Raw genomic sequence first — 11997 nt, forward strand, 5'->3', positions numbered from 1 at the left:
GGTCAGGCCCCCACCCTCCGGATAACGCATACCACCTGCATAGCGCAGGGATCATGAACCGTCACCACCCGACGACAACCCGAAATCCTCAGTAGCCCGACGAACAGCCCACCCGCTGGTTGATTCGCTCCGAGACGCCCGGACCTGGCGCAAGGACAGTGACATCGTCCGGGTCCGCTGGCGCGATGCCGTCGCGCCTGGCCGAAGGTCACTCCTCGGCCGCGCGCACGGTTCTTGCAGGTACGAGCCCCCCCACGCGGCGAGTCTGTGTCGGGGGTGGTGTCGGAAATCCGGCCTTGATGGGGCCAGCCATGTCCGTTGTGCTGATATCGGGATCACTGATCAAAGTTCAATGGCAAATGGTCAAGATCACCTGTCAGAAGGCACCCACACGCTCCCCACCGCCGTCCTGTCCGCGACCGCCGCGGGAGCCGAGGTCCGCGTCCGCCTGGCCGACCCGGAACTGCGCCTGGCAGACGACGTCGCAGGGACGGACCGGGTGTCCGGGTGGGTGGAGCCGGCCGACGCGGACACCCTGACCGATGCCTCCGGTGCGGCGTGGGGGATGACCGTGCGCCGGCTGGCCGTCCCGGGGGCGGAGCGGTCGCGGTGACGGGTGACGTGCGGGTGAGTGACCGGGCCGACTCGGCGGGCGGGGCGTACATCGAGCTGTCGTGGCCGGCCCGCGTGCGGGGCCGCGCCGACTCGGCCGCGGGCATCGTCCGGCACGGCCTGCCGTACGCCCCGGGGGAGGGGTGCCCGTGCGCCCGGCACGCGTGCGGCGGGATCGTCCCCGCCTCCTGGTGCGCGGAGCACGGGGCGGCGGCGTCACCGGTGATGGAGTGGCACCCCGGCGGAGGCATCCGCTGCGCGGAGCTGGCGCAGGCCCGGGAAGGGGCAAGCCTGACCGCCTCCCCGTAGCAGCGGTACCCCCCCGCCGGTCGGGCGCAGACCACGCCGGCGAACCGTGAAAGCTTCCCAGCGCTGGGAAAGAACTGCGGTCAATGCGACCTGACGCCCGCCATCGACACGGGCGACCGGTACCGGGCGCCTGCCGCGGTCGTTGAAGGGGCAGGGAATGCACACCCCTGCGGTCCCCGGGCGCCCCGCGTGCCGGGGCCCGTTCGCCCGGCGGCGTCGTCTCTGTCCGTCACGGGGCGGGACAGAGACGACCGCCGGGCGGGCGCCCGTGCCCGGACGCGCGGTGGCTCGTTGGGTGGGGCGGGAACGCCCGTTCCGGAGGTCTCCCCCCGAGCCTCCGGGAACCGCTCCTCCGGCCTGGCGCCTGGCCGTACGCCCCTCCCGCCTACCCCCCCGGGCCGGACTGGCCGCCGCACCGCGTTCCGCAGTGCTCACGTCCAGGCGTCAGACCCACCTGCCGGTGAGCGGCCGTCCAGCCTGCGGATAGGGTCGGCTCCAGCCTGCACCGACATGGGTGTGTAGGTCAGGCCCGGTGCCCGCTTCGACGGGGGCAGTACCGCCGGGCCGCCCCACCCTTCCCACACGCTGCACACCGCCGCAGCACCCTGGTGAGCGTCACCGGAAGGCGTCACCCGGTGACGCCTGCTGAACGGGAAGCCTTCCGCCGCCGCCATGCCCGGGTGCGGCAGCGCGGCGAGCAGTAACGGCTGTCGGAGCGCTTCCGCCTCCCGAACGGGGTGTCGCTGGAGTACCACGTCGACTGGCACTCGGGGCATTCGAACTGCGGCCAGGGATGGCGGCGCCCCTCCAGCAGGGCGCGCAGTGCTTCGCCTCCCACGTCGAGCTGCGCCCGCCGAGCCCTCCACTGCCGCCACGCCGCCGTCCGGCACGTGGTGTCGCAGTACCGGCGCGATGTCCTTGCCTCTGGTGGGAGCGGGGCCGCGCAGTGCGAGCACCGCGGGGTGTTCTTCCTGGTCACCTTCCCCATGCTCCTCCCCTGTGGCCAGGCTCGGGAGTAAGCCACACTGGCTCCGGGCCCGGCGGCGTGCCAACGTCCGGCCGATGCTGCCGCCGCCGGACTCCACCTCTCACACAAACCCGCCCGCGCAGCAGTCCCGTACGCCATCCGTACGCCATCCGTACGCGATACGTACGGTTCGGAGGGTGATGGCGCCGCTCCGCCCCGCTCCTGCTCCGTGCCAAGTCGGCCCCGCTCCGCCTGGTTCCGGGCGGGGAGCGCTTGAATGTTTGACTGCCGACAACCTGTGTTGTCCGCGTCGGTATGTTGTCCGCTGGTGGCGGTGCCGCGGGTGCGGCACCGTAGGAAGATTCTGGGGAGTGCACAGGTGGAGCAGCAGGTCAGAGTCCTACCCGACGAGGACGGTGTCCGCGTCATCGTCTGCGTGGGGGACTTCGACCAGGACACCCTGGGCCCTCTCGGCCAGGCCTGTACGGATGCCGTGGACGCTCCCGGCGTACGGCGGATCGTCCTGGACGTCACCGGGGTCGACTTCGCCGACTCCTCCATGCTCAACCTGATGATCTGCATCCTGCGCACCGGCCGCCTGGCCCTGGCCGGCCCCGTGCCCCCACGGCTGGGCCGACTCCTGGACCTCACCCAGGTCCGCGCCGTGCTTCCCACGGCCGAGGGCATCGACGCGGCACGCGCCCTGTAGAAGCCGTGCCCGCCCGGCCGCCCTCAGGGTGTCCAGGAGGAGCGTCTGTTCGTTGTAGAAGGGGTGCGCTTCGGGGAATCCGTCCATCCGGGTCTTCCGGGGCGTGTCCGTGGTCCTGGCCCTGCTCATGCCGTCAGCCCCGCCCCTCCGCCGCGGGCATCGTCCGCCACGGCCTGCCGTACGGCTAGCCCTGGAGGGGTCAGCAGGCTGTGGATCGGGACCCGGTGGCCGCCGCGGCGTTCGTGTAGATGGTGAAGACCCGGTCCAGGCCGACGATGCGCAGGATGCGGAGGCTGTTTTCCGGTACTGAGGCCAGGGCCATGTCGCTGTGTTGTTCGGTGGCCAGGTTCAGGGCGGCCAGGAGGGTGCTGATGCCGCTGGAGTCGCAGAATTCCAGGTCGGCCAGGTCTACGACCAGCAGCTGCCCGGGTAGCAGGGTCAGTTCCTCGACCGTGGTGCGGAGGTCGGGTGCGGTTGCGTAGTCGAGGTCACCGGTGATCTCCAGTACGGGACCGGTTGCGGCGTCTCGGGAGGTGATCGTCAGCGGGCTCATGTCGGGTTGTTTCCAGTGGTGGGAAGCGGGGCGGGTACGCCGAGGGCGAGGAGGGCGGTGTCGTCGTCGAGTCCGTCGCCGAACCCGGTGAGGAGTCCGGTCAGGGCGGTGATCAGGGCTTGGGGGCCGGCCGGGGGCTGGTCGGCGGTGAAGGCGCGCAGGGCGTCTTCGCCGTAGAGCTCGCGTTCGGGTCCGGTGCGGGCTTCGGTGAGGCCGTCGGTGTAGAGGAGCAGGGTGTCGCCGGGCAGCAGGCGGGTGCGGGCGGCGGTGAACCGGACCTGGGGCAGGACGCCGATGAGCATTCCGCCGGGGGTGGGGAGGTAGTCGGCGGTGCCGTCGGCGCGCTGGATCAGCGCGGAGGGGTGCCCGCCGGAGGCCAGATGCACACCGACGTGGCTGTCGCCGGTTTCCAGGACGCCGAAGATTGCGGTGCAGTAGCGGGTGTCGCCCCTGCGGTACCGCTCGTGGAGGACGGTGTTCAGGGTGGTCAGCACGGTGACGGGGTCGGGATCGTGGAGAGCTGCGGCGCGCAGGGTGTAGCGGGTCAGCGAGGTGACCGCGGCGGCCTTGGGGCCCTTGCCGCACACGTCGCCGAGGAAGAACGCCCACCGGCCGGCATCCAGGGGGAACAGGTCGTAGAAGTCTCCGCCGAGCAGGTCCGGCGAGGCCGTGTGGTAGTACGAGGCGGCTTCCAGCCCCGGGACCTCGGGCAGCGCGAGGGGCAGCAGGTTCTGCTGGAGGACGGCCAAGGCCTCCTGGAGACGCTCACGGTCGGCCTCGGCCTGCCGGCGCGCCTCCTCCGCCTGATGCCGGGCCGCCTCGGCCTCACGGCGGGCTTCCTCGGCGGCCTGGCGGCCGCGCAGCAGCTCGGCCTCGTAGGCGCGGCGGTCGCGGGCGTCGAAGACGGTGGTGCGGATCAGCAGCGGCTCGCCGTCCTGGCTGGTCTTCACCCGGGAGGTCACCAGGACCGGGATCCGCTTGCGGCCCGCGGCCTTGAGGTCCAGGGCGACACCGCTGATCTCGCCCTTCATCTGCATCATCGGCGCGAAGTGCGTCTCGTGGTACAGCTTGCCGCCCACGGTCAGGAGATCGGTGAACCGCATCTGCCCCACTACCCCGGACCGCTCCAGGCCCAGCCACTCCAGCAGCGTGGTGTTGATCTTCGCGATGGTGCCGTCCATCAGCGTCGACAGGTACCCGCACGGCGCCTGCTCGTACAGCTCCTCCGCACTGCCCTCCAGCAGCGCGGTGAACACCGCATCCGTGGAGTTCACGTCCCCCTCGCCGGGCTCGGGCACCTGCCCGGTGCGGCACATCAACGGCGCGTCCCGACGAAGCCGGTGATCGCCGCAGCGGTCGCCTGCGGCGCGCTCAGCTGCGGGCAGTGGCCCGTCGCCTCCAGCGTGACCAGCCGGCTGCCGGGAATCGCCGCGTGGACGTAGGCGCCGACCTCGCGCGGGGCGATCACATCCTGCTTGCACTCCACGACGAGCGTCGGCACCGCGACCGACCCCAGGTCCCCGCGGCTGTCGGACAGGAACGTCGTACGCGCGAAGACCCGCGCCATGTCCGGGTCGGTCGCGCAGAACGACGTCGTCAGCTCCTCGCCGAGCTCCGGCCGGTCCGCGTTGCCCATGATCACCGGGGCCATGGCCGCCGACCAGCCCAAATAGTTCGACTCGAGCGACTCCAGCAGCTCGTCGATGTCGTCCTCGCTGAACCCGCCCCGGTACCCGTCCTCGTCGATGTAGCGGGGAGAGGGAGCGACCATCACCAGCCGCGCGAACCGCTGCGGTGCCTTCGCGGCTGCGAGCACCCCGACCATGGCACTGACCGAATGCCCCACGAACGTCACGTCCCGCAGGTCCAGCTCCTCGCACACCTCCAGCACGTCCCGCGCGTAGCCCTCCAGCGAGCTGTAACGCTCCTCGTTCCAGGCTGCGGGCGCCGACTGGCCGGACCCCACGTAGTCGAAGAGCACCACCCGGAAGTCCTCGGCCAGGGTCGGGACGACCAGGCGCCACATGTTCTGGTCGCAGCCGAACCCGTGCGCAAGCAGGAGCACCGGCCCGTCCGCACGGCCGGTGACGGTGACGTTGTTCCTGCGACGGATATCCATCCGGTCAGTTTCCCATCACCCTCCTCAGCCCCGGCCAGCACCCCTAAGCCCCCCGCCGGAGCGTGTCTGAAAGATCGTGTAAGTCCGTGATGTGGGAGCCTGGCCCGGGGCTCGGCCTCGGGCCTGTGGGCCAGGCGGATCGGACGAGTCATGGCAGACAAAAACGAAGCGGCCGCGTCCGTGGCCGGCGACAAGACGGTCGACGAGGTGGTCGAGCGGCTGCTCGACAAAGCTGACGCCTCCGGGGCGGCCCTTCTCGGTGAGGGCGGACTCCTGACCGAGATCACCAAGGCCGTTCTGGAGCGGGCCCTGGAAGCCGAGATGAGCGAACACCTCGGCTACGAACGCGGAGATCTTGCAGGTCACGGGTCGGGGAACTCCCGCAACGGAACCTCGCCGAAGACGGTCCTGACCGATGCCGGCGCCGTCACGCTGGCGATTCCGCGCGACCGAAACGGCGACTTCGAACCGAGGCTGGTCCCGAAGAACGCCCGCCGCCTCGCCGGGTTGAACGACCGGATCCTCTCGCTCTACGCCCGCGGGATGAGCGTGCGCGACATCCGCTCCCACCTCGCCCAGATCTATGGCGTCGAGGTCAGCCCGGACCTGATCAGCAAGGTCACCGACGCCGTGATCGACGAGCTCGTGACCTGGCAGAACCGGCCCCTCGACCCGGTCTGGCCGATCATCTACATCGACGCGTTGTGGGTGAAAATTCGCTCGGGTGCGGTGACCTCGAAGCCGGTCTATCTGGCCGTGGGCGTCGACATGGACGGCCGCAAAGACGTCCTCGGTCTGTGGGTCGGCTCCGAGGGGGAGGGAGCCACCACCTGGATGGCGGTCCTCTCCGAGCTGCGCAATCGGGGTATCGAGGACGTCTGCATCGTGGTCTGTGACGGGTTGAAGGGCCTGCCGGACGCGGTCACCGCGACCTGGCCGAAGGCCACCGTCCAGACCTGCGTGATCCACCTGACGAGAGCCTCGCTCAGGCTCTCCTCGTCGCGGGACCACCCGAAGCTGGTCCCGGCCCTGAAGGCCGTCTACACAGCCCCGACCGAGGCGGCGGCCGAGCAGGCCCTCGATGCTTTCGAGGCCTCTGAGCTGGGCGAACGCTATCCGGCGATCGTGCGGACCTGGCGGTCGGCCTGGCCGGAGTTCACGCCCTACCTGGCATTCCCGCCGGCCATAAGGACCGTGGTCTACTCCACGAACATGGTCGAATCCATGAACGCGCGGCTCCGCAAGGCCACCCGGAACCGTGGCCATTTCCCCTCGGAGCAGGCCGCATTGAAGGTCCTCTACCTCGCGGTCCGCGAGCAGATCAACCCGAAAGCGCGCGACGCGAACCACGTCGCCGCACACTGGAAAGAGGCACTGAACCAGTTCTCACTCTTCTTCGAGGACCGGCTCAGCATCCAATGACACCAGGCGACTTACACAAGATCGCTGACACGCCCTTTTACAGTCCCTGGCCGGACGAGCCATTGCTCTGACGGACTTCGGCCCGGGCGATATGGGCCAGGGCCGAGACCGGGGTGACCAAGCATCGATGCAGGGCAGGCCACCCCGCTTCCTCAGGGTGTTCTGTACGGGAGCTGTCAGCCGTCGTACGTAAGGTAGGCGTCCCATGGAATGAAGGCGTGCGGCGCTGTGACGGGTGTGGGAGCGAGGACGCGGCGGCCAGCGAAGGTCAGGTTGTCGGCGACTACCGCGAGCTCGGACATCACCAGCGTGTTGTGCACGTCTCGCAGGGATGCGCCGATGAGGTCTTCTCCTTCACGGGGTGCTGACCAGGTGTTGATCGTAGGAACGCTGCTGCCAGGCGGAGTTACGCGTATGCCTTCGATGTCAATGTGCAGGGTTTGGCCCGGCATGTTCGCCAGGTCGTCCCTATCCAGGGGAAGGTGACGTGCTGGTCTGGACGTATCTCGATTGGGCTGGCCGGCTGCTTTGTGGGCCGCGTTCCCGTACGCGAGCCACAGGACGACGGCGCCGTTGCCGTCGGGCCCCCGGTCCTCGTCCTGTGGGATGTACGGGTCGGGCCGGTGAGGCGGGTACACCTGGGCAGAGCGGTAGCTGTACCACTCATCGACCTCGTGAATGGCCAGGGTGGCAAGAGCGTAGTGGGCCATCGCCAGGGCCAGCGCCAGGATCTCGCCGTCGCGAGCTCCCTTCGCGCACGCTGCGATGAGCTGGTCATCTTCCCAGTAGGCGAACCCTCGGAACAGGTGAGGCGGGCCATCGGGGTTGTGGACATCGGGCATCAGGAAGTCGACCCGGGGCGTGAAGGCAGAGGCGCATCCGCCGGCTTCAGTCCAGCTCAGACGGACGCCGCGGTGGTCGTAGCGGATGGTGCTGAGGAGCCGGGTGAGGCGCTGACCGTGGGTGGCTACAGCGAGTTCTCGGCAGGGCCTGCACATGGACTCCTCACACGTGCGGCCAGACGCCCCACACAGGCAGCGTTCGGAGTCTCGGGCCAGCGGCGGGGTGTAGGGAATGAGCTGCGGCAGCATCTCCGCAGTCACGGCCGGCCTGACGTGGCGCTCACTTCTGATGCCGAGCTCCCGGTACGGGCTGGTCGCAGAGCTTTGTGCGGCGCCCATCCCCACGGTGTCCTCGCTGGGGAGGAAGAGCACCCCAATGCCGCCGGTAGACCGTGCCACGGTGAGCTCCTCGCTTGGACGTGAGTGGGCAGTGCTGGTCGTAGTGAAGGGTAGCGAGCCGGGTTCCGAGTCACGGGGGAGACCGCGTTGTGCGCAGGCCGGGACAGCTCTGTGACCGGGCGCCTCCGATGTCCGCCAACGCGCATGTGCTACCACGCGGGAGCCGCTGTACCCGGAAAGCGTCGAGCCTGCGCCCGCAGGATGCTCAGCTCTGAGCAACGCCGCGACTCTTCCTGGCTTCGTGCCGGGCGGGGAGCCTTCATGCCTCCTGCTCAGTAGTTCCCAGTCACTGCCGGACGGGATGCCTTCGCCGTACCGTGTTCGCGGTAGGACGCTTAGGTCGCGGGCCTCACTGGTCTGTGGTGGGCCCGTACTGGGCGCCGTCGTTGTAGATCGGGTCGGTGGGGGTGTCCTGCGGGGGCTGGGCGTCGGGGTCTGGGCCGTAGGCGGCGCCGTCGTCGTAGATGCCGGTCATGGTCAGCCCTCTTCGGTCTCGGTGGTGGGTGCCCAGGTGTTGCCGGTGCGTTGGACGAGGTAGACGTCTGGCCACGCGGCACGGCTGTCCGCGACGACCGCATTAGCGGTCGGGCGGTTCAGCCGGCCCAGCGGCTCGATGTCGTCGGGGTCGGACATGGACGCGATTCCGTACTCGGTACCTGCCGTAGTCAGCCCTTGTGGTGTCGGTTGACGTGGTTGTTGATGCTGGCCGGGGCCCCGGCGTACCCGCAGCCTTGGGGGCAGAGTTTCCAGCCGCCCCGCTCGAGAGCTGCTTCTCGGATGGTCTCCCGGCCACCGGGGGCGAAGTCCGTGTCAGAGAGGAGCCTGGCGACGGACGCTTCGTGATGGACGGCCATGTACGCCGCTTCGGCGATCTTGTCGTGGCCTTGGGCGAAGAACTTCCCAAGACCGATCTCTTTCCCGCATCCGCACCAGCAGAAGCCTGTCGGGAGGAGGCGGGGCTTGGTCACTGGGCGTTCTCGGCGTCGAGGGTCTCGACGATGTCGAATGAGATGTCGGCGTCCTCGGTTGCGGCAAGGAACTCGGCTGCGACCTCGCTCGGGCTGGTGGCCTCGGTGTGGACGTTCAGGATCATGCGGTAAGTGGGCATGCATTCAAGATAGCAACTCAAATCATTGATTCAAGAGTTAGTTTCAAGACTTTGGGGTGGTGTCCGAATGCATGCACGACCTGTCGCCGGACCCGCCGGACCCGTAACACCAGTGTTGACAGCCTCTTGGGGCGGCGAGCTTCTCCTCGGGGGCGGGCAGTTGCGGGTACAACGCTGGTTCCCTCGGCACCATTTCGCCGGTCACGGACTGCTGACAGTTGGCGCAGCGGAAGACGGTCATGCCGCACTGCCGGGCCGTCCGCCTGCGGACGGATTGCCGGGCGGTCGTAGACTCGCGCGCCATGGAAGACATGTTCGAGCTGGGGGCCGTCAGTTGCCCGTCCGGCACCCTGGTACTCATTGACGGTGGCTACCTGGGGCTGTGGAGCGGGGACCAGTCGCCGGCGGACATCGATCCGGCTTCCTTGGGTATTGAAGACGCCGCAATGGCCGCCGACGTAACGGGCGCTGTCGACTACGTCGTCAGCGGGCCGGACGCCTCAGAAGCCGTTCGGAGCTTCGACCGTCAGCCAGGCTCCAGACTTCATGACATCCCGGCCTCGAAAGCCGCCGAATTCGAGGCGACGTTCGATGGACATTGCCGATCTGCCGGTCTTGCTGCCCGGCTGGAGGCCCTGCCGGTCAGGGAGGCGCACGCCCGCAGGGCCCGCCGGACCGGCGAAGAGGGCGGTGGCGGCTTTTTGATCTTCGGGGTGCCCGTCGTTGCAGTGGGTGGGGTACCCCGAAGTCGGCGCCTGCCCGTGCTGGCTAGACGGGTCGACTACGGCGACGGTGTTGGAGAACGCTGGTCCGAGATCTCGATCCGGATGAGTGAGGGCCGGGTGGCGTCATCGGTTTCCTTGGGTGAGATCGGCGTGGACTGGGCACGTGTGCTTTTCGGCGATGTCGAAGCCCTGGGCCTCTGGCAGCACGATGAGCCGGTGGACGGCTTGGCCGATGTGGCGTTCTGGGGTGCCGCGGCAGATGAAGCGGCCGCGACGTTTGCCGCACCCGAACTGGGCACGGTCGGCGAGGAAGGTGTTCGCGGGTGGACTGACCTCCCCGTCTCGGAGGCCAGGGACAGAGCACGTGCTCTGTTGAGATGGAAGGACGAGACTGGACGGCGCATGGCGGTGGACTTCCGGCCGCACTCCCATCACTGGCAGATCATGCGCGAGGTACGTGCTTCGCAAGTCCAGGCCGGATCGGTGGCCCTCGGTGATGCCCGTGTGCTGTGCGCAATGACGAGCTGGGGAGATGGCTTCTTCCCGGTGATCGCCGATCTGGATTCATCGGGTGACCTCCTCGCAGTGCGAGTGTGCTTCTCCGACGCGCCCTGAACAGGCGGCCCAGAGCGTGCGGGATGGGCACAACGAGGGGGTGGACAAGCAGGAGAAGCTCCTGGCAGACACGGGTGATCTTGGTCCGATGAGGTGGTGCTTGCTGCCCGGACGCGCGCGGTCGACCGGGCTGGGACCGCTTTTGGGCCCCGTCGAGCGGCCCGGACATGGCAGGAGTCGATCACCGCCCTCGACCAGTCCGGCTTCTTCGCGACCCGCAGTTTTTCAGCAGCACCAGGTGCAGTCGGTCCCAGACGCCGGCGTCGTTCCATGCCGCCGGGCGCCGCCAGCAGGTCCTGCCGGATCCGAAGCACAGCTCCTGCGGCACTCGCGGCCATGGATCGTGCCGGATGAACTGTGGCCGTTCATCGCGCCGTTGCTGCCCGATCCGGCGCCGAAGCAGGTGAAGGGGCGCCCTCGGGCGCGACTGCGATCCACCCCGCAGCCGCTCTGGCCTCATGAATCTCCGCATCACAGCTCCTTGAACCTTGCGGACTTCTGGGCGAGCACCTCGGCGAGGAACCCGGATGCCTGGGCGCCGAGCATCCGGTACAGCGTGACCATGCTGGTGATCGCGGTGTCCGCGACTTCCTCCTGGACATGCAGCCAGGAACCCTGCGCCTTGCGAGGGTTCGTCCCCCAGGCGCCGACCACGGCCTGCGCGGATTCGCCGACCTCTTCGGTGAGCTTGAGGACCTGTAGCGTCCACTGCTGCTCCGGGGTCATCCCCCGCTCGGTGTCCAGGCCGGTGAACAGTTCGCCGAGCATGCCGATGGTGTCCCACACGGCCGGGTACGGCGGTTGCGGTGTGAGGGACCCCTGCACGGGGCCGGCCAGGGCACTGGTGTCCAGGCGGGTGTACCACTCGTTGGCCAGGATCCGTTGCCGGACGTCGTCCGGAACGCCAGAAAGAAGAGCGGGCAGGGCACGCTGGCCTTCGACCTGGCTCCGGTGCGCGAGGATGGCCCTCCACTTCGTCGCGGCAACGGGTCCCACATCGACGCTCACGGTGACCTGGTCGTCGGGGACGCTCCGGACCGTCTTGCCGACGCGCGCGAGAAGCGGGCCGAGGTCGCCGACACCCGACTGCGGGTGGGTTGCCAGGTACAGGGCGCCTGGCGTCCAGGGTTCGCCTGCCTCGGGGTAGAGGTGGGGGAGACCGGCGGCGTGAACGGCGAGCTGGGTGACGCGGTGGGTGTGCAGGTGGTCGGGGTGGCCGGTCAGCTGGCCGTACTGGTCGTGGGTGATCACGATGTCCGGCCGCAGCTCACGGATGTGGCCGACGATCTGCCCGACCACCTCATCGAGGGGTGCTTCGCACAGGCGGGGCCGGCCGGGCGCGGACTCGGGAACGCGGGCGTCGGCGTAGCCGAGCATCCGAGGTTTCCCGGCCCCCAGGATCGCGAGGGCATCGGCGAGTTCGGCGGCTCGGTGCGTGTCGGCGGCCCAGGTGGCGGTGACCACGGCGGTCGCCGCGCCCGCGGCGGCGTGCTCTGCGAGGACGCCGCCGGCGAGGAGCGCTTCGTCGTCGGGGTGTGCGAAGACGGCGAGGAGGGAGGGCTTAGGTTGCGTCACGGGTGTCTCCAGACAGAGGAGTCGGTGTGGGGGGACGGGGTG

The 11997-nt window shown here is 69.2% G+C and carries 13 protein-coding genes and 1 pseudogene; 5 read left to right on the plus strand and 9 right to left on the minus strand.

What is annotated here, in order from left to right; genetic code table 11:
• Positions 1-352 precede the first annotated feature (352 nt).
• The 3 genes from ACZ6S8_RS35870 (at position 353) to ACZ6S8_RS35880 (ending at position 2597) form a co-directional block, all read left to right on the plus strand.
• Positions 353-613: a hypothetical protein gene (locus ACZ6S8_RS35870; protein WP_469462142.1), complete on the plus strand. Its 261-nt coding sequence runs from the start codon at positions 353-355 to the stop codon at positions 611-613.
• The gene (locus tag ACZ6S8_RS35875; RefSeq protein WP_469462144.1) at positions 610-921 is read left to right on the plus strand and encodes a hypothetical protein; all 312 of its coding nucleotides are present in this window, start codon (positions 610-612) and stop codon (positions 919-921) included. Before ACZ6S8_RS35870 ends, ACZ6S8_RS35875 begins: the two co-directional genes overlap by 4 nt.
• 1346 nt (positions 922-2267) lie before the next feature.
• Complete coding sequence (locus ACZ6S8_RS35880; RefSeq protein WP_469462145.1) at positions 2268-2597, plus strand: STAS domain-containing protein; 330 nt, start codon at positions 2268-2270, stop codon at positions 2595-2597.
• A gap of 199 nt (positions 2598-2796) precedes the next feature.
• Here ACZ6S8_RS35880 and ACZ6S8_RS35885 read toward each other — a convergent pair whose 3' ends face one another.
• From ACZ6S8_RS35885 to ACZ6S8_RS35895, 3 genes are read right to left on the minus strand one after another with little or no spacing between them, the layout of a single operon-like run.
• Positions 2797-3150 carry an STAS domain-containing protein gene (locus ACZ6S8_RS35885; protein WP_469462146.1) on the minus strand — a complete coding sequence of 118 codons (354 nt, stop codon included), beginning with the start codon at positions 3148-3150 and terminating at the stop codon, positions 2797-2799.
• Positions 3147-4466, minus strand: a complete 1320-nt coding sequence (locus ACZ6S8_RS35890) for a PP2C family protein-serine/threonine phosphatase (protein ID WP_469462148.1) — start codon at positions 4464-4466, stop codon at positions 3147-3149. Before ACZ6S8_RS35890 ends, ACZ6S8_RS35885 begins: the two co-directional genes overlap by 4 nt.
• Positions 4466-5269 (minus strand): alpha/beta fold hydrolase, encoded by an 804-nt coding sequence (locus ACZ6S8_RS35895; protein WP_469462149.1) that lies wholly within the window; start codon positions 5267-5269, stop codon positions 4466-4468. Before ACZ6S8_RS35895 ends, ACZ6S8_RS35890 begins: the two co-directional genes overlap by 1 nt.
• Before the next feature lie 150 nt (positions 5270-5419).
• Between ACZ6S8_RS35895 and ACZ6S8_RS35900 the strand changes: the two genes are divergently transcribed.
• Positions 5420-6691, plus strand: coding sequence for an IS256 family transposase (locus ACZ6S8_RS35900; RefSeq protein WP_469462151.1), 1272 nt, complete (start codon positions 5420-5422; stop codon positions 6689-6691).
• 176 nt (positions 6692-6867) lie between these two features.
• Here the strand turns inward: ACZ6S8_RS35900 and ACZ6S8_RS35905 are convergent, their stop codons facing one another.
• From ACZ6S8_RS35905 to ACZ6S8_RS35925, 5 genes are all read right to left on the minus strand, one after another.
• Complete coding sequence (locus ACZ6S8_RS35905; protein WP_469462152.1) at positions 6868-7932, minus strand: hypothetical protein; 1065 nt, start codon at positions 7930-7932, stop codon at positions 6868-6870.
• Positions 7933-8281: 349 nt separating this feature from the next.
• Positions 8282-8407, minus strand: coding sequence for a hypothetical protein (locus ACZ6S8_RS35910; protein WP_469462153.1), 126 nt, complete (start codon positions 8405-8407; stop codon positions 8282-8284).
• 2 nt (positions 8408-8409) lie between these two features.
• Complete coding sequence (locus ACZ6S8_RS35915) at positions 8410-8565, minus strand: hypothetical protein (RefSeq protein ID WP_469462155.1); 156 nt, start codon at positions 8563-8565, stop codon at positions 8410-8412.
• A 32-nt stretch (positions 8566-8597) separates the two neighbouring features.
• Complete coding sequence (locus tag ACZ6S8_RS35920) at positions 8598-8900, minus strand: hypothetical protein (RefSeq protein WP_469462156.1); 303 nt, start codon at positions 8898-8900, stop codon at positions 8598-8600.
• Positions 8897-9040 carry a hypothetical protein gene (locus tag ACZ6S8_RS35925; RefSeq protein ID WP_469462158.1) on the minus strand — a complete coding sequence of 48 codons (144 nt, stop codon included), beginning with the start codon at positions 9038-9040 and terminating at the stop codon, positions 8897-8899. The genes ACZ6S8_RS35920 and ACZ6S8_RS35925 overlap by 4 nt, the downstream gene beginning before the upstream one ends.
• A 302-nt stretch (positions 9041-9342) precedes the next feature.
• Between ACZ6S8_RS35925 and ACZ6S8_RS35930 the strand changes: the two genes are divergently transcribed.
• Positions 9343-10380, plus strand: coding sequence for a hypothetical protein (locus ACZ6S8_RS35930; protein WP_469462159.1), 1038 nt, complete (start codon positions 9343-9345; stop codon positions 10378-10380).
• Between the two features lie 828 nt (positions 10381-11208).
• Here ACZ6S8_RS35930 and ACZ6S8_RS35935 read toward each other — a convergent pair.
• A pseudogene (locus ACZ6S8_RS35935) lies at positions 11209-11967 on the minus strand (PIG-L deacetylase family protein); the annotation flags it as partial.
• Positions 11968-11997 lie beyond the last annotated feature (30 nt).

The sequence above is a fragment of the Streptomyces sp. NPDC048461 genome, assembly GCF_055587105.1.